At 72.8% G+C, this 25,260-nt stretch carries 22 protein-coding genes; 11 read left to right on the top strand and 11 right to left on the bottom strand.

The window, feature by feature from the left end:
• A complete protein-coding gene (locus ACGF3I_RS17475; RefSeq protein ID WP_189960966.1) occupies positions 1–1,362 on the bottom strand; it encodes a glutamine synthetase family protein in 1,362 nt (453 codons plus the stop codon).
• 449 nt (positions 1,363–1,811) lie between these two features.
• Between ACGF3I_RS17475 and ACGF3I_RS17470 the strand changes: the two genes are divergently transcribed.
• From ACGF3I_RS17470 to ACGF3I_RS17460, 3 genes are all read left to right on the top strand, one after another.
• Positions 1,812–2,486, top strand: coding sequence for a DUF3105 domain-containing protein (locus ACGF3I_RS17470; RefSeq protein ID WP_393132854.1), 675 nt, complete (start codon positions 1,812–1,814; stop codon positions 2,484–2,486).
• Complete coding sequence (locus tag ACGF3I_RS17465; RefSeq protein WP_393132852.1) at positions 2,483–3,124, top strand: DUF305 domain-containing protein; 642 nt, start codon at positions 2,483–2,485, stop codon at positions 3,122–3,124. The genes ACGF3I_RS17470 and ACGF3I_RS17465 overlap by 4 nt, the downstream gene beginning before the upstream one ends.
• A 176-nt stretch (positions 3,125–3,300) precedes the next feature.
• Positions 3,301–5,220: a protease pro-enzyme activation domain-containing protein gene (locus ACGF3I_RS17460; protein WP_393132850.1), complete on the top strand. Its 1,920-nt coding sequence runs from the start codon at positions 3,301–3,303 to the stop codon at positions 5,218–5,220.
• Between the two features lie 976 nt (positions 5,221–6,196).
• Here ACGF3I_RS17460 and ACGF3I_RS17455 read toward each other — a convergent pair.
• The 5 genes from ACGF3I_RS17455 to ACGF3I_RS17435 form a co-directional block, all read right to left on the bottom strand.
• Positions 6,197–7,009 (bottom strand): alpha/beta fold hydrolase, encoded by an 813-nt coding sequence (locus ACGF3I_RS17455; RefSeq protein WP_393132848.1) that lies wholly within the window; start codon positions 7,007–7,009, stop codon positions 6,197–6,199.
• Positions 7,006–7,686, bottom strand: a complete 681-nt coding sequence (locus tag ACGF3I_RS17450; RefSeq protein ID WP_393132846.1) for a DUF998 domain-containing protein — start codon at positions 7,684–7,686, stop codon at positions 7,006–7,008. The genes ACGF3I_RS17455 and ACGF3I_RS17450 overlap by 4 nt, the downstream gene beginning before the upstream one ends.
• Before the next feature lie 163 nt (positions 7,687–7,849).
• Positions 7,850–8,872 (bottom strand): endonuclease/exonuclease/phosphatase family protein, encoded by a 1,023-nt coding sequence (locus ACGF3I_RS17445; RefSeq protein WP_393132844.1) that lies wholly within the window; start codon positions 8,870–8,872, stop codon positions 7,850–7,852.
• A gap of 214 nt (positions 8,873–9,086) precedes the next feature.
• On the bottom strand, positions 9,087–9,698 hold the full coding sequence (locus tag ACGF3I_RS17440; RefSeq protein ID WP_393133178.1) for a TetR/AcrR family transcriptional regulator: 612 nt from the start codon (positions 9,696–9,698) through the stop codon (positions 9,087–9,089).
• A 60-nt stretch (positions 9,699–9,758) separates the two neighbouring features.
• Positions 9,759–11,366 (bottom strand): MFS transporter, encoded by a 1,608-nt coding sequence (locus ACGF3I_RS17435; RefSeq protein ID WP_393132842.1) that lies wholly within the window; start codon positions 11,364–11,366, stop codon positions 9,759–9,761.
• A 199-nt stretch (positions 11,367–11,565) separates the two neighbouring features.
• Here ACGF3I_RS17435 and panB point away from each other — a divergent pair, with 199 nt between their 5' ends.
• The 3 genes from panB (at position 11,566) to ACGF3I_RS17420 (ending at position 14,541) form a co-directional block, all read left to right on the top strand.
• Entirely contained in the window at positions 11,566–12,444 is an 879-nt protein-coding gene (gene panB, locus ACGF3I_RS17430) for a 3-methyl-2-oxobutanoate hydroxymethyltransferase (RefSeq protein WP_393132840.1), read from the top strand.
• A 208-nt stretch (positions 12,445–12,652) separates the two neighbouring features.
• Positions 12,653–13,678, top strand: a complete 1,026-nt coding sequence (locus ACGF3I_RS17425) for an ATP-binding cassette domain-containing protein (protein WP_393132838.1) — start codon at positions 12,653–12,655, stop codon at positions 13,676–13,678.
• Positions 13,675–14,541, top strand: a complete 867-nt coding sequence (locus tag ACGF3I_RS17420; RefSeq protein WP_393132836.1) for an ABC transporter permease — start codon at positions 13,675–13,677, stop codon at positions 14,539–14,541. Before ACGF3I_RS17425 ends, ACGF3I_RS17420 begins: the two co-directional genes overlap by 4 nt.
• Positions 14,542–14,554: 13 nt before the next feature.
• Here ACGF3I_RS17420 and ACGF3I_RS17415 read toward each other — a convergent pair whose 3' ends face one another.
• Positions 14,555–17,854: a BTAD domain-containing putative transcriptional regulator gene (locus ACGF3I_RS17415; protein WP_393132834.1), complete on the bottom strand. Its 3,300-nt coding sequence runs from the start codon at positions 17,852–17,854 to the stop codon at positions 14,555–14,557.
• 183 nt (positions 17,855–18,037) lie between these two features.
• Here ACGF3I_RS17415 and ACGF3I_RS17410 point away from each other — a divergent pair, with 183 nt between their 5' ends.
• Complete coding sequence (locus ACGF3I_RS17410; protein WP_393132831.1) at positions 18,038–18,832, top strand: site-2 protease family protein; 795 nt, start codon at positions 18,038–18,040, stop codon at positions 18,830–18,832.
• Here ACGF3I_RS17410 and ACGF3I_RS17405 read toward each other — a convergent pair.
• On the bottom strand, positions 18,816–18,992 hold the full coding sequence (locus ACGF3I_RS17405; RefSeq protein WP_393132829.1) for a hypothetical protein: 177 nt from the start codon (positions 18,990–18,992) through the stop codon (positions 18,816–18,818). The two genes, ACGF3I_RS17410 and ACGF3I_RS17405, sit on opposite strands and share 17 nt — an antisense overlap.
• Before the next feature lie 188 nt (positions 18,993–19,180).
• Positions 19,181–19,894: an NADPH-dependent F420 reductase gene (npdG, locus tag ACGF3I_RS17400; RefSeq protein ID WP_393132828.1), complete on the bottom strand. Its 714-nt coding sequence runs from the start codon at positions 19,892–19,894 to the stop codon at positions 19,181–19,183.
• Between the two features lie 94 nt (positions 19,895–19,988).
• Here npdG and ACGF3I_RS17395 point away from each other — a divergent pair, with 94 nt between their 5' ends.
• Together ACGF3I_RS17395 and ACGF3I_RS17390 are read left to right on the top strand one after the other, a co-directional pair.
• Entirely contained in the window at positions 19,989–20,591 is a 603-nt protein-coding gene (locus ACGF3I_RS17395) for a hypothetical protein (RefSeq protein WP_393132826.1), read from the top strand.
• 74 nt (positions 20,592–20,665) lie between these two features.
• The gene (locus ACGF3I_RS17390) at positions 20,666–21,979 is read left to right on the top strand and encodes an MFS transporter (RefSeq protein WP_393132824.1); all 1,314 of its coding nucleotides are present in this window, start codon (positions 20,666–20,668) and stop codon (positions 21,977–21,979) included.
• A 55-nt stretch (positions 21,980–22,034) separates the two neighbouring features.
• Here the strand turns inward: ACGF3I_RS17390 and ACGF3I_RS17385 are convergent, their stop codons facing one another.
• Positions 22,035–22,268 carry a hypothetical protein gene (locus ACGF3I_RS17385; RefSeq protein ID WP_393132822.1) on the bottom strand — a complete coding sequence of 78 codons (234 nt, stop codon included), beginning with the start codon at positions 22,266–22,268 and terminating at the stop codon, positions 22,035–22,037.
• 77 nt (positions 22,269–22,345) lie between these two features.
• Between ACGF3I_RS17385 and map the strand changes: the two genes are divergently transcribed.
• Both map and ACGF3I_RS17375 read left to right on the top strand, forming a co-directional pair.
• Positions 22,346–23,215 carry a type I methionyl aminopeptidase gene (gene map / locus ACGF3I_RS17380; RefSeq protein ID WP_393132820.1) on the top strand — a complete coding sequence of 290 codons (870 nt, stop codon included), beginning with the start codon at positions 22,346–22,348 and terminating at the stop codon, positions 23,213–23,215.
• Between the two features lie 204 nt (positions 23,216–23,419).
• Complete coding sequence (locus tag ACGF3I_RS17375) at positions 23,420–24,082, top strand: heme oxygenase (biliverdin-producing) (RefSeq protein ID WP_393132818.1); 663 nt, start codon at positions 23,420–23,422, stop codon at positions 24,080–24,082.
• Positions 24,083–24,476: 394 nt separating this feature from the next.
• Here ACGF3I_RS17375 and ACGF3I_RS17370 read toward each other — a convergent pair whose 3' ends face one another.
• Positions 24,477–25,172 carry a PhzF family phenazine biosynthesis protein gene (locus ACGF3I_RS17370; RefSeq protein ID WP_393132816.1) on the bottom strand — a complete coding sequence of 232 codons (696 nt, stop codon included), beginning with the start codon at positions 25,170–25,172 and terminating at the stop codon, positions 24,477–24,479.
• Between the last annotated feature and the right edge of the window lie 88 nt (positions 25,173–25,260).

Raw genomic sequence — 25,260 nt, 5'->3', positions numbered from 1 at the left:
TTACAGCACCGGCAGGTTCTTCCGCAGCTCGAACGCGGTGACCTCCGACCGGTACTCCTCCCACTCCTGCTTCTTGTTGCGCAGGAAGAAGTCGAAGACGTGCTCCCCCAGCGTCTCCGCCACCAGTTCGCTGCGCTCCATCAGGGCGATCGCCTCGCCCAGGTTCTGCGGGAGGGGCTCGATGCCCATCGCGCGGCGTTCTGCGTCGGTCAGGGCCCAGACGTCGTCGTCGGCGCCCGCCGGGAGTTCGTAGCCCTCCTCGATGCCCTTGAGGCCGGCCGCCAGGAGCAGGGCGTAGGCGAGGTAGGGGTTGCAGCCCGAGTCCAGGGAGCGGACCTCGATGCGCGAGGAGCCGGTCTTGCCGGGCTTGTACATCGGGACGCGGATGAGGGCCGAGCGGTTGTTGTGGCCCCAGCAGATGTACGAGGGGGCCTCGCCGCCCGCGCCGGCGGTGCGCTCCGAGCCGCCCCAGATGCGCTTGTAGGAGTTGACCCACTGGTTGGTGACCGCGGCGATCTCGGCGGCGTGCTTGAGCAGGCCGGCGATGAAGGAGCGGCCCACCTTGGAGAGCTGGTACTCGGCGCCCGATTCGTAGAACGCGTTGCGGTCGCCCTCGAAGAGGGAGAGGTGGGTGTGCATGCCCGAGCCCGGGTACTCCGAGAACGGCTTCGGCATGAACGTGGCCTGGACGCCCTGTTCGAGCGCGACCTGCTTCATGACCAGGCGGAACGTCATGATGTTGTCGGCCGTCGAGAGCGCGTCCGCGTACCGCAGGTCGATCTCCTGCTGGCCCGGCGCCCCCTCGTGGTGGCTGAACTCGACCGAGATGCCCATCGATTCGAGCATCGTGATCGCCTGGCGGCGGAAGTCCATGCCCACGTTCTGCGGGGTGTGGTCGAAGTAGCCCGAGTTGTCGGCCGGGACCGGGCGGGTGCCGTCGAGCGGCTTGTCCTTCAGGAGGAAGAACTCGATCTCGGGGTGGGTGTAGAAGGTGAACCCGAGGTCGGACGTCTTGGCCAGGATGCGCTTGAGGACGAAGCGGGGGTCGGCGAAGGACGGGGAGCCGTCGGGCATCCGGATGTCGCAGAACATCCGGGCCGTGCCGGGGGCCTCGGCGCGCCAGGGCAGGATCTGGAAGGTCGACGGGTCCGGGCGGGCGATCATGTCGGACTCGTAGACCCGGGCGAAGCCCTCGATGGCCGAGCCGTCGAAGCCGATCCCCTCGTCGAACGCCTGCTCCAGCTCGGCCGGGGCGACCGCCACCGACTTCAGGAAGCCCAGCACATCGGTGAACCACAGGCGCACGAACCGGATGTCGCGCTCCTCTAGAGTCCGGAGCACGAACTCCTGCTGCTTGTCCATAGCCACATCCTTGCAGTTCAGACGGCCTGTGCACCGCAACCCCGTCAGGAACGGGGACGGCGGGGGAATCCTCAGTATCGAGGCGCGGGATTACCTCCACATTACGCACCCGGTATGACCTGCGGCACGTCCCCTCCCCGCGGGTTCCCGCCGGATCGCGCCGCACCCGCCGCCACCCGGGCCGGCGTGTGTCCGCCCCCTCGTTCCGCTGCCCGCGGGCCCCCTTTCCGGCCGGTGTGCCACCCGGCCCGCCGTACACCGCGCCCTCTCGCCTACGATCGGCGCCCATGGGGGACTGCGCCTCTCGTGCATCACGTGTCCCATGGCTCCGCCGAGCGCCAGGGCGACGCCGCTCGCCGGCATGCGGGACGTCCGTGCCGCGGCGCTCCTCGCGGCGTCGGTATCCGTACGCGCCCGGTCTCCCCTCAGCAGAAGGACGTCGAGGACACATGACTTTCCAGAGCGATCCCACCCGCACGCCCAGAACCCACCTGGACGAGCTGCGCCGCGTCGAGGACGCCCGCCGCAGGCGCGGCCGGATCGTGGTGATCACCTCCGTCACGGCCGCCGCCGTCGCGCTCGCGGGCCTGGTCGGCTTCGGGGTGTACGAGTTCAGCGGGTCCGGCGACAACGGCGGGGGCACGCGCACGCAGGCCGCCGACGCCCCCGACCCCGGCGCGCCGATAGCGGGCGAGAAGGACTGGGACGCCCGGAAGCTGACCCGCAATCATGTGACGACCGAGGTCGCCTACCCGATGAAGCCCCCGGTCGGCGGCGACCACGCCCCGGTGTGGATGAACTGCGGCGGCGCCGTCTACGCCAAACCGGTCCCGGACGTGAACGCCGTGCACTCGCTGGAGCATGGCGCGGTGTGGGTGACGTACACCGGCAAGGCGTCCGCCGCCGATGTGCGGAAGCTGGCGGCCAAGGTGTCGACGACCCCGTACGCGCTGATGAGCCCGTACCAGGGCCAGACCGGTGCCATCGTCCTGAGCGCCTGGGGCAGGCAGGTCACGGTGGACGGCGCGGACGACCCCCGGGTCGACCAGTTCTTCACCCGGTACGTGCAGGGCCCGCAGACCCCCGAGCCGGGCGCCCCGTGCACGGGCGGGCTCGATCAGTGAGCCGGCGCTCCTGGGGGCTCGTCGCGGCGCTCGCGCTCGCGCTGGTCTGCGCGGCGGCGGCCGTGCTCGTGGCGGCGGGCGGCGACCGGGCCACCGCCGAGCCCAACTCCCGTACGCCGACGGCCGGTTCGCCGGACGCGGGGTTCGCGCGGGACATGGCGGCGCACCACCAACAGGCGGTGGAGATGTCCTTCGTCGTGCGGGACCGCACCTCCGACGAGGACGTGCGGCGGCTCGCCTACGACATCGCCAACACCCAGGCCAACCAGCGGGGCATGCTGCTCGGCTGGCTCGACCTGTGGGGGCTGCCGAAGAACGAGGCGGCGCGGCTGCCCATGGCCTGGATGGGCATGGGTACGGAGCCCGGCACCGACGGCGCCACGATGCCGGGCATGGCCACCCGCGCCGACCTGGACCGGCTGCGCGGGCTCAGCGGCAAGGACGCCGAGGTGCTCTACCTCCAGCTGATGACCGCCCACCACCGGGGCGGCATCCACATGGCCGAGGGCTGTGCGCGGCTGTGCACGGTGGGTCCGGAGAAGCGGCTCGCCCAGGGGATGGTCGACGCACAGCGGTCCGAAATCGACCTGATGGCACAAATGCTGAAGAAACGGGGTGCCGCGCCGCGTCCCAACTGAGCACGGGTAAACGCTCTTTGGCGTTTCTTGGTGATCACATGCCCCCCGCATGAACCGTTCCTGACAAGAGTGACGCCATACATGCGCGCATCAGACAGCGTGTGTACAGCAGGCGAAGACCTCACGCAGGGGGTTACATGACAACCAGCCGCGCCAGGCGGCGCGCCGGTGTGAGCATGGCAGCGACACTGCCTTTGCTCGCCGGCGCGCTCGCCCTCGGCATACCGTCCGCCCAGGCGGCCGATCCGGTCCCGAGCGGACGGGCGGCCCTCGCGGGCACCCAACCCGTATGGGCCACCGGCTCCGCCGACCAGGGCGCCACCGCCGCATCCGCCCAGGTCAACGCCCGGGTGTACCTCGCCGGGCGGGACGCGAAGGGCCTCGACGCATACGCCGCGGCCGTGTCCGACCCGCACTCGGCGTCGTACGGCAAGTACCTCAGCGCCGCTCAGGCGCAGCAGCGCTTCGGCGCGACCAAGGAGCAGATCGACGCGGTCACCCAGTGGCTGAAGTCGTCCGGACTGACCATCACGGGCTCCAACCAGCACTACATCTCGGTGTCGGGTGACGTTGCGGCGGCGCAGAAGGCGTTCGCCACGCAGCTGCACAACTACCGCAAGAGCGGCCGCACTTACCGGGCCCCGGCCAAGAACGCCTCCGCGCCGAACGCGCTCGCGGGCGCCGTGCTGACGGTGACCGGCCTGGACAACGCGCCCCACCGCTCGACGCACCAGGACACCCTTCCGGGTCCGGGCGCCGGCTTCCGCAACGCGGGCCCGTTCTCCACGTACTACGGCTCGAACATCGCCAAGAAGCTGCCGGACGCGTACGGCACGAAGGTTCCGTACGCCGTGCACGGCTACACCGGCGAGCAGCTGCGCGCCGCGTACGGCGCGGGCAAGTACACCGGCAAGGGCGTGACGGTGGCGATCACCGACGCGTACGCCTCGCCGACCATGGCGTCGGACGCCGCCAAGTACGCCAAGCGCAACGGCGACAAGGCCTACAAGACGGGCCAGTACACCGAGGTGCTCCCGACGGACTACAACAGCACGGAGGCGTGTGACGCGTCCGGCTGGTACGGCGAGGAGTCCCTCGACGTCGAGGCCGTGCACGCGGTCGCGCCCGACGCGAACATCGTGTACGTCGGCGGCGCGTCCTGCAACGACCCGGATCTGCTCGACGCCCTCAACAAGGTGGTCGACCGGCACCTGGCCGACATCGTCTCCAACTCGTGGGGCGACATCGAGGCCAACGAGACCCCGGAGATCGCGGCCGCGTACGACCAGACGTTCAAGCTCGGCGCGATCGAGGGCATCGGCTTCTACTTCTCCTCCGGCGACAACGGCGACGAGGTCGCCAACACCGGCAAGAAGCAGGTCGACACCCCGGCCAACTCGGCGTGGGTGACGGCGGTCGGCGGTACCTCGCTGGCGGTCGGCAAGCACGACAAGTACGAGTTCGAGACCGGCTGGGGCACCCAGAAGGCCGCCCTGTCCGCGGACGGCAAGAGCTGGACGAACTTCCCGGGCGCCTACACCGGCGGCGCGGGCGGCGGCACCAGCTCCACGGTGAAGCAGCCGTACTACCAGCGCGGCGTCGTGCCGGACTCGCTGGCGAAGGCGAACGGTGCGACCCGGATGCGTACGGTTCCGGACATCGCGGCCGTGGCCGACCCCAACACCGGGTTCCTGGTCGGCCAGACGCAGTCCTGGCCCGACAAGTCGGTGAAGTACGACGAGTACCGCATCGGCGGCACCTCGCTGGCCGCGCCGGTCACCGCGGGGATCCAGGCGCTGGCCCAGCAGGCCAAGCGCTCCCCGATCGGGTTCGCGAACCCGTCGATCTACGAGCGCTTCGACTCGCGCCTCTACCACGACGTGACGGACCACCCGCTGGGTGCGAGCCGTGACCTCGCGGTCGCCCGGGTCGACTTCGCCAACAGTGTGGACGCGTCCGGCGGGCTGCTGACTTCGGTCCGGTCCCTCGGGAAGGATGCCTCGCTGAAGGCGACGCGTGGTTACGACGACGTGACGGGCGTGGGCACGCCCGCCCCCGGCTACGTCGCCTCGTACACCAACCCGTTCCGCCGCTGACCCTCGCGGCCCCGCCCCGCCCCTGGGCCACCCTGGCCGGGGGCGGGGCACTTTCGTGCCGGGGCCGGGTTCTGGGCCCACCCGCAGTACTGTCCCGGCCTGGCCCCGGTCTGGCCCGGCCCCGGCCCGCGGTCTGGCCCCGGCCTGATCGTCTGCGGGCCGTGGTCGCTTCTCGCGCAGTTCCCCGCGCCCCTGGCGGTGCTGGGGGTGCTCGGGGTTTGCGCTGTTCCCCGCGCCCCTCAACCCCTCGGCCGTCTGCGGACCGTGCCCGCTTGCTCGCGCAGTTCCCCGCGCCCCTGGCAGGGTTGGTGCCGGCCCGCATGCGCATCCCAGCCTGCCTCGCGCAGTTCCCCGCGCCCCTTAGCCGGAACGGTGCTGGTCCGCACGCATACCCCAGCCTGCCTCGCGCAGTTCCCCGCGCCCCCAACCCGTCGGTCGTGTGCGGGCCGTGGTCGCTTCTCGCGCAGTTCCCCGCGCCCCTTAACTGCACCGGTGCCGGCCCGCGCTGGCCACCTCAGCCCGTCCGGCGATTGAGGACGAGCGCCGTTCAGGCGCGAAAGGGGGGTCCGGGGGCGCAGCCCCCGAAAGGGGTGCAGGGGACGCAGTCCCCGCCGGGGCCCGAGGGGCGGAGCCCCTCAGCGGGTCTGGGGCGCAGCCCCAGGGCTCAGCCGGTACAACCCGCTGCACGGGCGGGCGGGTGGGCAAACCCGCCGGGGTTCGAGGGGCGGAGCCCCTCAGCGGGTCTGGGGCGCAGCCCCAGGGCCAGGCACCCTCCAACCCCCGTCACGGGCGGGTGGGTGGGCAGCATCCTCGGGGTCTGGGGCGGAGCCCCAGGGGCCGGGCCCGTCCAACCCCCCGCACGGGCGGGCGGGTGGGCAAACGCCCCGGGGGTGCAGGGGGCGGAGCCCCCGCTCGGGGCCCGGGGGCCAAGCCCCGCTCGGGGCCCGGGGGCCGAGCCCCGCTCGGGGGCCCGGGGCTAGATGGTGGTGGCCAGGGCTGATGGGGCGTCCAGCATCAGGAGGTGGCCCGCATCCGGCACCAGCCGAAAATCCACCCCCAGCACCCCCGCAAGCCCCCGCTGCCGAGCAACCCAGCACCCCCCACCCGCCCCACCCGCCACCACCACCCCACAGGCATCAAGCACCCCCAACTCCCCTCGCAGCGCGAGCAGTTCCGCCGCCAACGCACCGTACGCCGCGTTCTCCAGGAGCAGCCCCCGCAGCACCCGCGACGTCCCGTACACCCGCCGTACCAGGTCCCGGGGCGCCGGATCCCCTCCCCCCGTGCGCGCGCCCCGCACCATGGCACGGCGTGCCGCGGGCCCGAGCGCGGCCGGCACCCCCGCGCGGCCGAGCAGCACCCCCGCCGCCCGGGCGAGCGCGAGCCGGGGCGCGAGGCCGACCGGGGGCCGGGCGTGTTCCTCGACGCTGGAGTCGACCAGGACGAGCCGCGCCGTGCGCCCCGGGTACAGCCGCGCGAAGGCCTCCGCGTGGAACCCCGCGATGGAGTGGCCGACCACCGTCACCGGTCCCGGCAGCCCCAGCGCGTCGAGGATCCCCGCGATCCGCCCCGCCTCCCCCGCGGCGGTCGGCGCCGCGAGCGCGGGCCCGGAGAGGCCGTGCCCGGGCCGGTCGAAGCGGACCACGGTGCGGCGCGGGGCGAGCAGCGCGGCGACCGGGTCCCAGTCGAACCAGCTCATGCCGAGCCCGGCGCTGAGCACCACCACGGGCCCGGCCCCCTCGACCACGACGTGGTGGACCACCCCGCCCACCCGCAGATACGTCCTCACGCCCGCTCCTCCCGCGCCACGCTCCACGCCAGCACCCCGAGCCAGAGCGCGACGAGCAGGACCTGAAGGCGCTGGCCCGCGCCGAGCGCCCAGGTGCCGCGGCCGGCCTGGAACGCGGCGACCGCGCTCAACGTCCAGGCGGTGGCGAGCAGTTCGAGGCCGACGAGAACGGACCCCACGCGCCCCGACAGCCCCGGCCACCAGCCGTGACGTCGGGCCGCCACGGTCAGGGCGACGACGCCCACGAGCGCCCCCAGCATCGCGAGACTGCTGCTCACCGCGTGCGCGGTATGCGTCGCCGGCACCAGCCCCGCCGTCTCACGCGCCGCGCACACCGGGTCGGCGGTGGGGGCGCAGCTCAGCGGGAGCCGGGAGTCCACGGCCGTCGCGGCGCCGAAGAGCGCGAGCCCGGCCCAGCCGGTGAGCGACCAGCGGCGCCGGTCGCAGCGCAGGAGGGCACACACCGCGGCGGCCAGGACCAGCAGACCCGCGGCCAGGTCGGTGGCGCGGAAGAGACCGCCCAACGGCTGGTCGGCGGCGGCCAGTTCACTCACGTACGCCTGGACGGGATCGAGTCCGGTCCGGAGGAGCAGCTCAAGGACCCAGGCCGTGTACGCCAGGGCGCCGAGCGCGAGGAGGACGGCCACGGGCCGGGTTCGCACACCACTGCGGGACATAGTGGGGTCAAGGGTACGGGGACGCGCCCCGGTCACCGGAGGTCCGGACGCAGCCCGCCGGCCCGGCGGAGCCTCAGGAGGCCGGGCGGGGCCGGCGGTTCGGGGGCGGGCGGCCCGCCGCCGGCCCCCGGACCGGGCGCCGGGTCGATCACCCGGACGGACCCTAGATCTGCAGCCGCGCCGCGATCGGCAGATGGTCGCTGTCGGTCCTCGGCAGCGTCCACGACGACTTGGGCTGGATGCCCTTGACCATGATCTGGTCGATGCGGGCCATCGGGAACCCGGCGGGCCAGCTGAAGCCGAAGCCGCTGCCGGCCGCGCCCTGCGTGGAGCGCATCTGGGCGGTGATGTTGGTCAGGGAGCGGTCGTTCATCGTGCCGTTGAGGTCGCCGAGCAGGACGACCTTCTGGAGCGGCTCGGCGGAGATGGCCTCGCCGAGGATGTAGGCGCTGTTGTCGCGCTGGCCCGCGGTGAACCCGGCGTTCAGCTTGACCCGTACCGAGGGCATGTGGGCGACGTACACCGCCACGTCCCCTTCGGGGGTCCGCACCGTGGAGCGCATCGCGCGCGGCCAGCCCATCTTGATGTCGACCGCGCGGCTGTCACTGAGCCGGTACTTGGACCACAGGCCGACCGTGCCCTGCACCGAGTGGTACGGGTACAGGTCGGCCAGCGCCCTCTTGTAGGTGTCGACCTCGTCGCCCGGGATCTCCTCCAGGGCGAGCACCTGGGCGCCGGAGGCCGCGACCTTGCGGGCGGTGCCCACCGGGTCGGGGTTCTCCGCGTTCACGTTGTGGGTCGCCACGACCAGGTTGCCGCCCAAGCCCTGCTTGTCGGTGAGGAGGCCGCCGAACATGTTGAGCCAGACGATCAGCGGCAGCAGCACCGCGACGAGCGCGCTCGCCGAGCGGCGCCACAGGGCGATGCCGAACAGGACCGGCAGGAACACGCCGAGCCACGGCAGGAAGGTCTCGGAGAGCGAGCCGAGGTTGCCGACCGAGTTGGGGATCCGCGAGTGCAGCACCATCACCAGGGTGATGAGGACGCAGAGTCCGGCCGGCACCAGTCCGCGGCGCCAGATGGTGCGGTCGTTGCGCAGCCGGTCGGCCAGGCGCCGGAACCGGGACCCGCCGCGCTCGCCCTCCGCGCTGCCGTCGCCCGTCTCCGTCATGTACGCCCGCGCCATACCGCTGTCCTCACTGCCTGTTGCACACACCGTCGGTCCCGCCCTGTTCGACCCTAGGCGAAAACGTCCGGCTTTCCCTGCCGTCGTTCGTCTCGTACGAACCTGTCTACGGTGAGCAGGACGACCGGGCGCGTCGGCGGGTTCCTGAGCGGGGGGCCGGACGGGGGCGCTGTGACACAACGCGCATATTCGGCGGGCGGGGTGAAGGACCCCGTCATCGGGCCGGGCGCAGCCCTTCGAGGACGGCGTCCACGATCTGTTCGGCGAGCTCGGGGCCGGGCAGTTCGGTGTCCGGGCGCATCATGGTGCGCACCAGCATGGGAGCCACGAACAGGTCGCCGGCCATGTCGAGGTCGAGCCCGGCGCGCAGTTCGCCGTTCTCGATGCCCCGCCGCAGCACCACGTCCAGGAGTTCGCGGCGGGGATCGATGACCAGGCTGTGGTACTTGGACCAGAGTCTGGGATAACTCTGCATCTGGGCGAAGACGTTGTGCAGCAGCGCGGAGGACCGCTTGGCGAGGCTGCGCACGCGCACGTTGTCCACCATGGCGATCAGGTCGTCCCGCAGGGACGTGCCGGGCAAGGGCGGGGTGGGCGACTCCATGGACCGGACGACCTCGACGTACAGCTCCTCCTTGCCCGACCAGCGCCGGTAGATGGTGGCCTTGCCGACGCCGGCGGTGCGGGCGATGCGTTCGATGGAGAGGTCGGCGAGCGGGACGCCTTCCTCCAGGAGCTTGATCACGGCTTCCAGGATCTGCCGGTCCGCGGCCTCGGAGCGGGGCCGTCCGCGCCGGGGTTCACCGTCCCTCTCCCGCTTGTCCATCAGGGTCACGCCCGCTCCGCTCTTTTCGCCGACCCGCCGATTGTCCCGGAGCCGGGCCGGCTATCCGCGGGCGGCCTCGGTGGGCCGGTCCTGCGCCGTGGGGGCGGGGCTCGCGGGCGGCTTGCCGGGCAGGAACAGGACGACGACGAGCGCGCCGAGCAGCGCGACGCCCGCCGAGGCGAACGCGGTCACGTGCATGGCATGCAGGAAGGCGTCGTCGGCCGGGCCGATCAGGGCCTTGCCCGCCGGGCCCATCCGCTCGGCGATGCCGAGGGTGGCCTCGATGGATTCGCCGGCCGCCTTGCGCGCCCCTTCGGGGACCGCGTCGAGGTGGCCCTCGATGTCGCCGCGGTAGACGGTGGAGAGGACCGAGCCGAGCACCGCGACGCCGAGCGCCCCGCCGACCTGGCGGAAGGTGTTGTTGACGGCCGAGCCCGAGCCGGCCTTCTCCCGGGGCAGCGACTGCATGATCGAGACGGTGACCGGCGGCATGATGTGCGCCATCCCGGCGCCCTGGAGGAAGAAGACGACCTCCAGGACCCAGATCGGGGTGTCCTTCTCGAACAGGCCGAAGGCGGCAAGCCCGATCGCCACCACGACCAGGCCCGCGGTGCAGACCGCGCGGGCGCCGAAGCGGTCGACGACGAGCCGGGCGCGCGGCGCGAAGATCATCTGGGCGACGGCGAGCGGCAGGATGAGCAGGCCCGACTGCAGCGCGCTGTAGCCGCGCACGCTCTGCATGTAGAAGACCGAGAAGAAGGTGACGCCCATCAGCGCGAAGAAGGTCAGCGCGATGGCCACGACCGCCGCCGAGAAGGCGGGCTTCCTGAAGTAGTTGACGTCGAGCGCCGGGTGGTCGCTGCGCTTCTCGTACACCACGAAGCCGACCAGGACCGCGACGCCGCCGAGGGTGGTGGCGAGCACCTTGGCATCGGTGAAGTCCGCCAGCTCGCCGCCGTGGATGATGCCGTACACCAGCAGGACCAGGCCCACCACGGAGAGCAGCACGCCCACCGGGTCGAGCTTGCCGGGGTTGGGGTCCTTGGAGTCGGGGACGAGCACGACCATGGCGATCAGCGCGATGAGCACGACCGGCACGTTGACCAGGAAGACCGAGCCCCACCAGAAGTGCTGGAGCAGGACGCCGCCGGTGATCGGGCCGATCGCGATGGCCAGGCCGACGCCGCCGGCCCAGATGCCGATCGCCTTCGGCTGCTCCTCGCGCTCGAAGACGTTCATCAGCACGGCGAGGGTGGCCGGCATCACGAAGGCGCCGCCGAGGCCCATCAGGGCGCGGAAGGCGATGAGCTGGTCGGGCGAGCCGGAGAACGCGGCGAGCACCGAGCCGAGACCGAAGACCGTGATGCCGAAGAGCAGGATCTTCTTGCGGCCGAGCCGGTCACCGAGGAGGCCCGAGGTGAACAGGAGCCCGGCGAAGACGAGCGTGTAGGAGTTGATCGCCCATTCCAGCTCGCTCTGGGTGGCGCCGAGGCCGGTGGGGGCGGGGCTGGCGATCGTCTTGACGGCGACGTTCAGGATCGAGTTGTCGAGGACGACGATCAGCAGGCTGAGCATCAGGACGGCGAGGATCGCCCAGCGTCGGCGGTGGACGGCTTCGGGTATCCGGGGTGCGGCCGGGGCACCGGACGCGGGCGGCGTGGTTGACATGCCGTCCAGCCTAGAGCCTTTTCGATACGAGACCGTCTCGTAATGGAATGACTTTACTTTTCGGACACCGATCCGTGTTCGTGGCCCGATATGGCTTCCCGTCACACCCACTTCCCGGCAGGGGGCACGGGATGCCACCATGGATGTGGTCCGGAGACGCCGTGAGGGCGCTTCGAGATGACGAACAGGAGCCGTTGCGATGACGCAACATCTTCAGGCTGCCCCGAAGCAGAACACCCCCGACAGCAGCGACCCCAAGGCGCTGTACGGAGGCAAGGGCACCCGGCGCATCACCGTGCACGACATCGCCGCCGCCAAGGCGCGCGGTGAGAAGTGGCCCATGCTCACCGCCTACGACGCGATGACCGCCTCCGTCTTCGACGAAGCCGGCATCCCGGTCCTGCTGGTCGGCGACTCGATGGGCAACTGCCACCTCGGCTACGAGACGACCGTCCCGGTCACCCTCGACGAGATCACCATGCTGTCCGCGGCCGTCGTACGGGGCACCTCGCGCGCCCTGATCGTCGGCGACCTGCCGTTCGGCTCCTACCAGGAGGGTCCGGTGCAGGCGCTGCGCACCGCGATGCGCCTGGTCAAGGACGCGGGCGTCGGGGCGGTGAAGCTGGAGGGCGGCGAGCGCAGCCATGAGCAGATCCGGCTGCTCGTCGATTCCGGCATCCCGGTCATGGGTCACATCGGCCTCACCCCGCAGTCCGTGAACACCCTGGGCTACCGGGTGCAGGGCCGCGGCGACGAGGCGGCGCACCAGCTGCTGCGCGACGCCAAGGCCGTGCAGGACGCGGGCGCCTTCGCCATCGTCCTCGAACTGGTCCCGGCCGAGCTGGCCGCCGAGGTCACCCGCACCCTGCACATCCCGACGGTGGGCATCGGCGCGGGCGCCGGGTGCGATGCCCAGGTGCTCGTCTACACCGACATGGTGGGTCTGACCCCGGGCCGGACGCCCCGCTTCACCAAGCAGTACATGAACCTGCGCGCCTCCCTCGGGGACGCGGCCAAGGCCTTCGCCGGTGAGGTCGTCGGCGGGTCCTTCCCCGCCGAGGAGCACACCTTCCACTGATCACCGCGCGTGCGGCCGCCGCACGCGCGGCGGCCGTACGCCCCCAAGCCACTGCGGTCACGACGACAGTCCGCCGACTTCCCCCATCGGCGGGCTGTCCGTCGTCGTGGCCCCTTGCCGCGGTCTCCTACAGACCGTCGGCGGGCCGGACCGGGGCTGTCGGCGGCCTGTCGGTGGATTGTCGGTGGGGCCTGGCACCTTGGTGCCCATGACGCGAATCGACAAGAAGCCCGACCGCAGCGGGGCCGGCATCGCCGTCTCCGTACGGGGGCTGGTGAAGCACTTCGGCGACACCAAGGCGCTGGACGGCGTCGACCTGGACGTACGCGAAGGCACCGTGCTCGGTGTCCTCGGCCCCAACGGCGCCGGCAAGACCACGCTGGTGCGCTGCCTGTCCACCCTGCTCGCGCCGGACGCGGGCACCGCGGTCGTCGCCGGGTACGACGTGGTGCGCCAGCCCCGGCAGCTGCGCCGCACCATCGGCCTGACCGGCCAGTACGCCTCGGTCGACGAGAAGCTCTCCGGCCGCGAGAACCTGTACATGATCGGCCGGCTGCTCGACCTGTCCCGCAAGGACGCCCGCTCCCGCGCGGACGAGCTCCTGGAGCGCTTCTCGCTCACCGACGCCGCCCGGCGCCCCGCGATGACGTACTCCGGCGGCATGCGCCGCAGGCTCGACCTGGCCGCCTCCATGATCGGCCACCCGTCCGTCCTGTACCTGGACGAGCCGACCACCGGCCTCGACCCGCGCACCCGCAACGAGGTGTGGGACGAGGTGCGCCGCATGGTCGCCGAGGGCGCCACGGTGCTGCTGACCACGCAGTACATGGAGGAGGCCGAGCAGCTCGCGAGCGAGCTCACCGTCATCGACCGCGGCCGGGTCATCGCCAACGGCGAGGTCGACGAGCTGAAGGCACGTGTCGGCGGGCGCACCCTGCAGATCCGGCCGGTCGACCCGGAGCAGCTGGGCCCGATGGCGCGGGCCGTCACCGAGGCGGGCCTCGACGGGGTCGCGGGCACCCAGGTCGTCCCCGACGAGGGCGTGCTCAACGTGCCGATCCTCAGCGACGAGCAACTGACCGCCGTAGTCGGCCTGTTGGGGGCGCGCGGCTTCGGCATCGCCCACATAGGCACCCACCTTCCCAGCCTGGACGAGGTGTTCCTGGCCATCACCGGCCAGAAGACCGCCGACTCCCAGGACGCCACCCGCACGACCGAGGAGGTCGCGGCATGAGCACCACCACCGCTGTCAACACGCCTGCCCAGCAGACCCCTTCGGCCCCGCGGCGCGCCTCCGGCGCCGGATCCGGCTCCGACGACGCACGCATCGGAGTGCGGGCGAACCTGCGCCACATCGGCGCCCTGGCGCGCCGCAACATGCTCCAGATCAAGGCCGACCCGGAGTCGATGTTCGACGCCGTGCTGATGCCGATCATCTTCGTGCTGCTCTTCGTGTACGTCTTCGGCGGCGCGATGTTCGGCGACGGCAACCGCGGCCAGTACGTCAACTACCTGGTGCCGGGCCTGATGGCGATGATGGGCCTCAACATCGCGATGGCGGTCGGCACCGGCGTCAACGACGACTTCAAGAAGGGGGTGATGGACCGCTTCCGCACGATGCCCATCGCGCGGTCGTCCGTCCTCATCGCCAAGATGGTCGTCGAGGTCGGCCGCATGATGGTGGCCACCACGATCCTGCTGGTCATGGGCTTCATCCTGGGCTTCACCGTCAGCACGTCGGTGTGGGGCCTGTTCGCCGCCATCGGCCTTTCGCTGGTGTTCGGCGCGTCCCTGATGTGGATCTTCATCCTGCTCGGACTCACCATGAAGACGGCCCAGGCCGTCCAGGGAGTGGCCATGCTCGTGCTGATGCCGCTGCAGTTCGGTTCGTCCATCTTCGCCAAGCCGACCACGATGCCGGGCTGGCTGCAGTCCTTCACGGACTACAACCCGCTGTCCAACCTGGCGGACGCGGCCCGCGGTCTGATCACCGGCGGCCCCGTCGCCCACTCCGTGCTGATGACCCTGGCCTGGTCGGCCGGCATCACGCTGGTGATGGCGCCGCTCGCGGTCGCCAAGTTCCGCAAGCGCACCTGAGATTGACGGTACGTCAGTCCTTGCGATCGCGTCGCACCAGGGCGGCGGCCTCCTCCGCGGAGAGGCCGCCGCCCTCGGCGTACGCGGCCTCGTAGGCGGCCCCGTCGAGCAGGGCGCGCGCGGCGGACTCGGCCACCCGGCGCTGCTCCACCTCGACGGGCGAGGCGTGGTGGCCGGGCGGCACCAGCGCGTCGTGCGCGCCGATCAGCCGGGCCGCGTCCCGGCCGCCGCCCACGCCGCCGAGCCCCGCCAGCGCCCGGGCCGCGGTGATCAGGTGGAGGGCCACCATCTCCGGCGCCACCATCCGCGCCAGCGGCTCCTGGGCCCGGTCGAGCGCGATCACCGCACCGGGCAGCGCCTCGGCGAAGCGGCCCTGTTCGTTGTCCAGCCAGGCCCTGATACCGAGCACGAACCCCTCGAACAGCATGAGGTTGGCGGAGTGGAACTCCCGCAGCATCACCTCGATCTGCTCGCGCGCCTCCTCGAACCGGCGGGTCCGCCCCAGCCACATGGTGAGGAAGAGCCGGGCCGCGGGGCGCGCCTCGACGCCGGCGCGGTGCCCGTCGGCGAGGATCTCGCGCAGCATCGCCTCGCCGCGCTCCTCCTGCCCCGTCTCCAGGAGCGCCGAGGCCAGCCGGGCCCGCAGGAGGGACACCTGGGCCTGGGCGCCGAGCCGTTCGGCGTAGCCGACGGCGGACGCGAAGTCGTCCGCGGCCAGGGCGAATTCACCCCGCTTCTCACGGGCCTCGCCCCGCGCGCCCAGCGCCTCGGCGGCGCCCCAGGCATCGCCGAGCCGCTGGAACATCCGCAGGCTCTCGTCGGCGTCGGCCGCCGCGTCGCCCGACCACTCGGCCCGGTTCGCCAGCACGTTGGCGCGCATCTGGAGGGCGGCGGCCAGCTCCCACTCGTGGCCGAGTTCCTGGCACGCGGCCACCGTGGCGTCCAGAACCTCCTGCAGGAGCCCCTGGTCGCCGGTGAGGACGACGGGGAAGAACCAGAGCGAGCCCGGCATGCAGCAGGTCTGCGGCAGCCCGGGCCGGTAGGTGGCGACGATCGCGCGCAGCCGCTCCAGGGCGTCGGGAGTGGTCCACAGGTCCAAGTCGTGGTCCATGGAGGCTAGTTGGACCAGATGCACGCCGCGCCGCGCCTCCTGGAGCACCTCGGGCGGATAGGGCGGCGGCGCGTCGGTGCAGCGGGTGTGCACGGGCGGCGCGGGCGTGACGGGCCGCGCGAAGGGGTCGGGCCCGAGCGCGGCGACCTCGCGCCCCCAGTACCGGGAGTCGACCCGCAGGTCGCGCATCTGCCAGTACCAGAGCAGGGCGTGCACCAGGCAGAGCGCCTCCTGCTCGTCGCGCAGCGCGACCGCCCGGCGCAGCGCGGTGCGCAGGTTCTCGTACTCCCGCTCGAAGGTGTCGATGGCGGCGCGCTGCCCGGGGCCGCGCAGCAGGGCGTCGGTGCGGCGGGCGAGTTCGCGGTAGTGCGTGAGGTGGCGCCGTTCGGCCGCGCCGCGCTCCCCCGCGTCGTCGAGGCGCTGTCCGGCGTACTCGGCGACGGTTTCGAGCAGCCGGTAGCGCATCTCGCCGGTGGCGTCGGGGGCGGCCACTACGAGCGACTTGTCGACGAGCGAGCCGAGCACGTCGGCGACATCGGGCGCGCCGACCGCCCCGGCCGGGCCGTCGTCGCCGCAGACCGCCTCGGCCGCCGCCAGGTCGCAGCCGCGGGCGAAGACCGCGAGCCGGCCGAGCACCGCGCGCTCGCCGGTCTCCAGGAGGTCCCAGGACCAGTCGACGACGGCCCGCAGGGTCTGCTGGCGCGGCAGTACGGTGCGGCTGCCGCTGGTCAGCAGGCGGAACCGGTCGTCGAGGCGGTCCGCGATCTGACGTGGGGTCAGCATGCGCAGCCGGGCGGCGGCCAGCTCGATGGCGAGCGGGAGACCGTCGAGGCGGCGGCAGATCTCGGCGGCGGCCTCCGGATCGTCGGCGACGCTGAAGCCGGGCCGCGCGGAGGCGCCCCGATCGGCGAGGAGGCGCAGCGCGAGGGGCGCGGGCAGCGGCTCGACGGGACGCACCAACTCCCCCGGTACACCCAGCGGTTCCCGGCTGGTGGCGAGGATCGTGAGGCCGGGGCAGCGGGCCAGGAGGTGGTCGGCGAGTGCGGCGGCGGCGCCGATCACGTGCTCGCAGTTGTCCAGAAGGAGCAGCATGCGGCGCGGCGCGCAGTACTCGACGAGCCGGGCCAGGGGTTCGTCCGCGTGCGGGTCGGCGGCCCTGAAGTCCTCGGCGCCGGCCGCGTGCAGCACCGTCTTGCGGGCGCCGACGGCGGTCAGTACGGCGGCGGACACCCCCGACGGGTCCTGCACCGGGGCGAGTTCGGCCAGCCACACCCCGTCCGGCCACGAGGCCGCGGCGCCTTCGGCGGCCTCCTGCGAAAGACGCGTCTTGCCGGCCCCGCCGGGCCCGAGCAGCGTGACCAGGCGGGCCCGCTCCAAGTCGCCCCCGACGGCGGCGAGTTCATCGTCTCGGCCGACGAACGAGGTGAGACGGGCCCGCAGGTTGCCGTGCGGCGGGGCGGCGGCGCGCGGCGGGGCGGCGCCCGGGCTCAGCAACTCGGCGTGCAGGGCGCGCAGTTCGGGGCCGGGGTCGGCGCCGAGCCGGTCGGCGAGGGTGGCGCGCACGTCCTCGTACGCGGCGAGCGCCTCGGCGGGGCGGCCCGCGGCCCGCAGCGCCCGGATGCGCAGGGCGTGCAGGGGCTCGTCCAGGGGGTGGCCCTCGCACAGGGCGGCGAGTTCGGCCAGCGACTGCTCGGCGCGGCCGAGCGCGAGGGCCGCGCCCAGCCGCAGCCGCCGGGCGTCCAGACGGCGGGCCCCGGCGCGGGCGGCGAGCGGGCCGGGGTCGGGCAGGTCGGCGAGCGCGGGGCCGGCCCACAGCGCGAGCGCGTCGTCGAGCAGGGCCGCGGCCTTGGCCGCGTCGCCCTCCTCCAGGGCACGGGCGCCGTCGGCGGTCAGCCGCTCGAAGCGGTGCAGGTCGATGTCGTCGGGTTCGGCGGCGAGGCCGTATCCGCCGCTGTCGGCCGAGAAGACCGCCTCGTGGCCGAGCACCCGGCGCAGCCGCCCGACCAGCGCCTGGAGCGCCGCGGGCGCGTCGGCGGGCGGCGCGTCGCCCCACACCTCGTCGACGAGCACCCCGACGGGCGCGGCCCGGCCCGGCCGCAGCGCGAGCACCGTCACCAGGGCGCGCAGCCGCGCGCCGCCGAGGGCGAGGGGGGTGCCGTCGGGGCGGTGGGCCTGGGTGTTGCCGAGAATCCGGTAGCGCACGCCCCCATTCTCATCGACGCGGCCCCGCGCCGGGCCGTGGCCCGGAACTCGCACCGGTTCCCCGGACGTTCGACGCTCGGTCCCTGTACGGTCGGGCGCGTTCGGTCCGACCCGGTCCGGCACCCGCAGGGCCGCTCATCGCAGCGCCGGGCCGCCCGTCCCACCAGCACTGGAGTCCCCCGCATGGCCACCGCAGCCTCCCGTCACCACGACCGGCGGATCAGTCCCGTCTTCCTCGGGATCGTCGCCGTGATGGCGGTCTCCGGCTGGGCGGTGTGGACGGGCTACGCCGCCTCGCCCGGTGTCGCCGTGTTCCTGTTCGTGACCGCCGCGTGGGTGGTCTCGCTGTGCCTGCACGAGTACGCGCACGCCCGCACCGCGCTGCACAGCGGTGACATCACGGTCGGCGCCAAGGGCTATCTGACGCTCAACCCGCTGAAGTACACGCACGCACTGCTCTCGGTGGTGCTGCCCGTCATCTTCGTGATCATGGGCGGCATCGGCCTGCCCGGCGGGGCCGTCTTCATCGAGCGCGGCCGGATCAGGAGCCGCTGGCGCAACAGCCTCATCTCGGCGGCGGGTCCGCTCACCAACGTGCTGTTCGCCGTCGTGTGCACGGCCCCGTTCTGGCTGGACGGGCTCGACGGGGTGCCGGAGGACTTCCGCGACGCGCTGGCGTTCCTCGCGCTGCTCCAGGTGTCGGCGGCGGTCCTGAACTTCCTGCCGGTGCCCGGGCTCGACGGGTACGGGATCATCGAGCCGTGGCTGTCGCACGCCGCGCGGCGCCAGGTCGAGCCGTTCGCCCCGTTCGGGCTGCTCGCGGTGTTCGGCCTGCTGTGGATCCCCGAGATCAACCAGGAGTTCTTCCGGCTGATCTACGCGGTCCTCGACGTGCTCGGCGTCTCCGACGTCGCCGCCGCGACCGGCCGCGCCCTCTACCAGTTCTGGCCGGACCTCACGCTCACTCCGCAGGGCTAGCCGCGCGGCCCCGGCGCAGGTAGTACCAGGCCATGTTGGACGAGAGGCCGACCAGCAGCACCCAGATGATTCCGAGCCAGCTGCCCTGGACGAAGGAGACCACGGCCGCGACGAGGGCGAGGACACAGACGACGAGGGCGTACAGAGCGAGGCGGGGCATGGGGGTCGGCTCCTGTCGGGTACGGCTGCTGTGCGGCACTGCGGTCGAGCGGGACGAAAGGGACGGGCGGGCGCCCGGCGCCCGCCCGTCCAGTGTCCCTCATCGCCGCCCGCGCCCCGGACCGCGGGGCACCCGGGGGCCGTGGGCCGGGGCAGCCCGGTCGGGGCGCGGCCCGGCGTTGGTGCGGCTCAGACGTCCGTGACGCGCAGCCCGGCGTGCGCCTTGTAGCGGCGGTTCACCGAGATCAGGTTGGCGACGAGCGACTCGACCTGGTGGGCGTTGCGCAACCGCCCGGCGAACACCCCGCGCATGCCGGGGATGCGGGCCGCGAGCGCCTGCACGAGGTCGGTGTCGGCGCGCACCTCGCCGAGGACCATCACATCGGTGTCGATCTCCTCGACCGAGGCGTCCTGGAGCAGCACCGCCGACAGGTGGTGGAAGGCCGCCGTCACCCGCGAGTCCGGCAGCAGGGCGGCGGCCTGCTGGGCGGCGCTGCCCTCCTCCGGCTCAAGGGCGTACGCGCCCTGCTTGTCGAAGCCGAGCGGATTGACGCAGTCGACGACGAGCTTGCCGACGAGCTCCTCGCGCAGCGACGTCAGGGTCTTGGCGTGGCCGTCCCACGGCACCGCCACGATCACGATGTCGCTGCGCCGCGCGCACTCGGCGTTGTCGGCGCCCTCGACGCCGAACCCGAGTTCCCCGGCCGCCGCCTCGGCGCGCTCGGCGGCGCGCGAGCCGATGATCACCTTCTGGCCCGCCCGGGCGAGCCGGTAGGCCAGGCCCCGGCCCTGGTCCCCAGTGCCGCCGAGGACACCGACGACGAGGCCGGACACGTCCGGCAGCTCCCAGGGGTCCTTCGCGGCGGGCTTCGCGGCGTTCGCGGCGTTGTCAGTGGAAGTCATGGGGCGACCTTACTCGTCCGTAGCGGGACCCTTCGTTCGGATGACGGCGCCGGGTTTTGGCCCCTGGGCGCACGGGATGCGGCACCCTTTCGGCATGGATGCCGTACGGGTCGCACTGCTGCGGGAAGTGCTCGCGGGGACGGAGTGGCTGCGGGCCACCCGCCGCTTCGCGGGCGTGCTGCGCTCCTCGGTCGTGCCGCACGGCGGCGGGCTCCTCCTGGTCGGCACCGAGGCGTACGAACCGTGGCACCTTGCGGCGCACCTCACCGACGAGGCGGCCTGGTCGGGGCTGCCCGAGCTGAGTCCGACGCTGGTGCGCCACCGCACCGGGCCGGGCGGGCCCCCGCACCTGTCGGTCGGGCTCGGCCGCCTGGAGGCGGCGCGGCGCGGCGAGACCCTGCTGCTGGTGGCGCCGGAGCGACCCGCCGACGGGCTGCTCGAACGGGTCCACGACGCGCGCCGGGCGGGGGCGACCGTGCTCGCCCTGGACGGCGGCGACCGCGAGGTGCGCGGGCTCGTGCACGAGTGCCTGACCGTCGGCCCTGACTCGGAGCTCGACTTGGACACCGTGCAACACCTGGTCAGTGCCGCCGCCGGCGAGAACGTCCTTCCCCCGCAGCGCGGTCCGCGCCGCTTCCGCGACCGGCTTGCCCGCCTCGCCGACCAGCTGACCGCGCCACCGCCGGGACGCTGGTGAACCGCTGTGGCCGGGCGCCGGCGCACCGGTAATTCGGTTGCCTCCGGCATCGGGAGGGCGGAGCATGGCCGCTCGTGTCCGATGAACCCCCCGCCTCTGAACCACCCGCCTCCCGGCTCCGTTCGATCCTGCCCGACCTCGCCCCCTGGCGGGCCTCGGCCGATTTCCGGCTGCTCTGGGTGCAGGGCCTGATCACCAACTTCGGCAGCTTCATGGCGATGGTCGCGCTGCCGCTCCAGATCAAGGAGCTGACCGACTCACCGCTCGCGGTGGGTGCGATGGGCGCGGTGGAGCTGGTGCCGCTGGTCGTCTTCGGCCTGTACGGCGGCGCGCTCGCGGACGCCGCCGACCGCCGCAAGGTGATCCTCGCGACCGAGGCCGGCCTCGGCCTGCTCGCGCTGATCCTGCTGGTCAACGCGCTGCTGCCGCACCCGATGCTGTGGCCGCTGTACGTGGTGGCCGCGGGCGTCTCGGCGCTGGCCGGACTGCAGCGCCCGGCGCTGGACTCGCTGCTGGCCCGGATCGTCCCGCACGACCAGCTGACGGCCGCCGCCGCGCTCAACGCGCTGCGCTGGCAGCTCGGCGCGATCGCCGGCCCCTCGCTCGCCGGTCTGGTCGTGGCGTACGCGGGCACGGCCACGGCGTACGCCACGACGATCGGCACCTTCACGGTCTCGGTGGTGATGTGCGCCCGGCTGACTCCGGCGCCCCCGGCCCACGACGCCCGAAAGCCCTCGCTGCGCGGCATCGCGGAGGGCGCGCGGTACGCGTGGTCGCGGCCGGTGCTGCTCGGGACGTACGCGATCGATCTGGCGGCGATGTTCTTCGCGTTCCCCAACGCGATCTTCCCGTTCCTCGCCGACAGCCTGGACGCCGACTGGTCGCTGGGCCTGATGTACGCGGCGGGCTCTGCCGGATCGGTGCTGCTCAGCCTGACCAGCGGCTGGACCTCGCGGGTGCGCCGCCACGGCCTGTTCGTGGTGGTCGGCGCGATCGTCTGGGGCGCGGCCATGGCGGGGGCGGGGCTGCTCGGCAACGTGTGGCTGGTGCTGGGCTGCCTCGCGGTGGCGGGCGCGGGCGACATGCTGAGCGGACTCGGCCGCTCCACGATCTGGAACCAGACGATCCCCGAGGAACTGCGCGGCCGGCTGGCCGGGATAGAGGTGCTCTCGTACAGCGTGGGGCCCCAGCTCGGCCAGGTCCGGGCGGGCGCGATGGCCGGCTGGACGGGGACGAGGACGGCGGTCTGGTCGGGCGGTGTGGCCTGTGTGGCGGCGGTGGGGCTGCTGGCCGCGGCGCTGCCGAAGCTGGTCACCTACGACGCGGCGACCGACGAGGACGCGGCGCGCCGGCGCGCGGCCAAGGAGCCCACCACCACGGCGGCCTAGGCACCGGGTCCGGCCCGGCCCGCGCGGGCCGGGCCCGCGCGGTGCCGCAGGTCCGCTACGCGGTGCCGCCGTCCTGCGGCGCCGACTTGTCGTGCCACTTCGGGTCGTTCTCCCACTCCAGGTTCCGCTCCTGGGCGTTCTGCATCGCGTGCTCGGCCTCCTCCCGTGTGGTGTACGGGCCGAAGCGGTCCTTGGCCGGGCACTCCGGGCCCTCCTCGACCTTCTGGTGGACCAGGCAGTAGAACCACTCACCGGGTTTGCCGGCGGTGCGCTTCTTGAACAGAGCCATGGGTGCCTCTTTCCCTGGGACGTTGGCGGGGACCTCAAAGCCATGCTGCCCCACACCCGCTGGATAGACTCGCCGGCATGTCTGGCCAGCCGAAGTCGCAGTCCCTGCTCGTGCCCGGGGAGATCTCTCCGGCCCGTTCCGTGCCGGGTCGCATCCCGCGTCCCGAGTACGTCGGGAAGCCCATGCCCACGCCGTACACCGGCCCCGAAGTGCAGACCCCCGAAACCATCGAGCTGATGCGGACCGCGGGCCGGATCGCGGCGCAGGCGATGGAGGAGGCGGCCAAGCACATCGCCCCCGGGGTGACCACGGACGAGCTCGACCGGGTCGCGCACGAGTTCATGTGCGACCACGGCGCTTACCCCTCGACCCTGGGCTACCGCGGCTTCCCCAAGTCGCTGTGCTCCTCGGTCAACGAGGTGATCTGCCACGGCATCCCCGACTCCACCGTCCTCAAGGACGGCGACATCGTGAACCTGGACGTCACCGCGTACATCGGCGGGGTGCACGGCGACAACAACGCCACCTACTTCTGCGGCGACGTCGACGACGAGTCGAGGCTGCTCGTCGAGCGGACCCGCGAGTCCCTGGAGCGCGCCATCAAGGCGGTCCGCCCGGGCCGCCAGATCAACATCATCGGCCGGGTCATCGAGTCGTACGCCAAGCGCTTCGGGTACGGCGTGGTGCGGGACTTCACGGGGCACGGGATCAGCACCGCCTTCCACTCCGGCCTGATCGTGCCGCACTACGACGCGCCGCACGCCACGACCGTGATCAAGCCGGGCATGACGTTCACCATCGAGCCGATGCTGACCCTGGGCACCCATGAGTACGACATGTGGGAGGACGGCTGGACGGTCGTCACCAAGGACCGCCGGCGCACGGCCCAGTTCGAGCACACGCTGGTGGTCACCGAGACCGGCGCGGAGATCCTGACCCTGCCGTAGCGCGCGGCGTCCGCGACAGGGCGTGGCCCGGCTCCGGCCTCTGCGGCGCCGGGCACCCTGCCGGATTTCTTTCGATCATGTGTCCCCGCGTGGCCGAGTGGGTACGTTTTTACCGACAGGACGTCGGGAACCGATTGACTTAGGTAAACCTAACCTGAGACGATCCAGCTGGTTCCCGCACCCCTCGGTCCCCGGAGGCCCGCCTTGACCACGCCCGTGACCACGCCGTTCTCCGCGCTGATCCGCACCGCGTCGCACGAGCAGCACACGGAGGCCGAGACCTCGACGTTCATGGCGGACCTGCTCGGCGGCCGGCTCGGCGTCGAGGCGTACGCCCGCTACACCGAGCAGCTCTGGTTCGTGTACCGCGCCCTGGAGGAGGGCGCCGCCGCACTGGCCGACGACCCGGTGGCCGGGCCGTTCATCCAGCCCGAGCTGATGCGGACGGCGGCCCTCGAACGCGACCTCGCGCATCTGCGCGGGGCGGGCTGGCGCGAGGGCGCGGCCGCGCTGCCCGCGACGGCCGCGTACGCCGAGCGCGTCGCCCTGTGCGCGCGGTCGTGGCCCGGGGGGTACGTGGCGCACCACTACACCCGGTACCTGGGGGATCTGTCGGGCGGCCAGATCATCCGCGACAAGGCCGAGCGCACCTGGGGGTTCGCCCACAAGGGCGACGGGGTGCGGTTCTACGTCTTCGAGCAGATCGGGAACCCGGCGGCGTTCAAGCGGGGGTATCGCGAGCGGCTCGACGGGATTGGGGGGGACGGGGTTGAGCGGGGGCGGATCGTGGACGAGTGCAAGCGGGCCTTCTCCTTGAACACGGCTGTGTTCAGGGAGCTTGGCGAGGAGTTCGCGCTCCGGGCGTGATCGTTGCCCTCCGCGCAGTTCCCCGCGCCCCTTCAACTCGCTTTCAGCTGCGGGGGGTTGGGGGTTCTTGCGCAGTTCCCCGCGCCCCTGAATCCCGTTCGACTGCGGGTCGCGGGGGGTTGCTCGCGCCGTTCCTCGCGCCCCTAAACCCCCGGTCGGCTGCCGGTCGTTGGGGGCTGCTCGCGCCGTTCCCCGCGCCCCTGAATACCCGGTCGGCTGCGGGTCGTTGGGTGGTTGCTCGCGCCGTTCCCCGCGCCCCTGAACACCCGGTCGGCTGCGGGTCGTTGGGTGGTTGCTCGCGCAGTTCCTCGCGCCCCTGAACACCCGGTCGGCTGCCGGTCGTTGGGGGCTGCTCGCGCCGTTCCTCGCGCCCCTGCCCCCTGCCCTCGCGGTGTTAACTGCCGTACGGCTGCGGGGTGTTTGTCAGCGTTACTCGGCCTGCCAGGTCGATGGTTTCTGTTGGGCCGGGGGCCGTCAGGAGTTGGGAGCCCCTGCCCTGGGTGATGTTCAGGGCCCTGCCCAGGGAGTGGGTGAGGAGGAGGGCCGCCGCTCCGGTGGCCTCGTCCTCGTCGATGCCGTCGCCCCGGCCGGGGAAGCCCCGCGCGCGGACGCGGCCGGCCGCCTCGTCCTGCCAGGCCCACGCGTACACCCACTCCCCCGGCTCGGGCACGTCGAGCGCCTCGACCTCCGCGGCCGAGCCGTACTGCCGCAACGTACGCGGCGGCACCCACGCGGCCTCGGCGGTGATCCAGGTGAACTCCCCGTCCTGGCGGGCCAGTACGTCGCCCACGGGCAGTTCGAGGACCTCCAGGTCGAGCAGCCAGGCCACCCCCACCAGAGGGTGCCCGGCGAACGGCAGACGCGTACCCGGGGTGTAGATCTCGACGACGCCGCGCTCGGGGTCGTCCACGAAGACCGTCTCGCTGAAGCCGAGCTGGCAGGCGAGCGCCTGGCGCGCCGTCTCGCCGGGCACGGCCGCCCCCTCCCGCACCACGCCGAGCCGGTTGCCGTGCCGGCCGTCGGGGCCGCAGAAGACCCTGAGCACATCGACCGGCACCGGGAGCGTGTTCGCCGCGTTCGCTTCACTCACGCAGGCATTCAAGCAGCCGGAAGAGCAGCCCTCCCGCCCCAGGGGTGCGGCCCGGGCCCCACGGCGCCCCGGCGCGAGCCGTGACCCC

Source organism: Streptomyces sp. NPDC048111 (assembly GCF_043202815.1).
Lineage (GTDB): Bacteria > Actinomycetota > Actinomycetes > Streptomycetales > Streptomycetaceae > Streptomyces.
The sequence above is the reverse complement of the archived record's forward strand: the minus strand, read 5'-3'. Positions and strand labels throughout refer to the sequence as shown.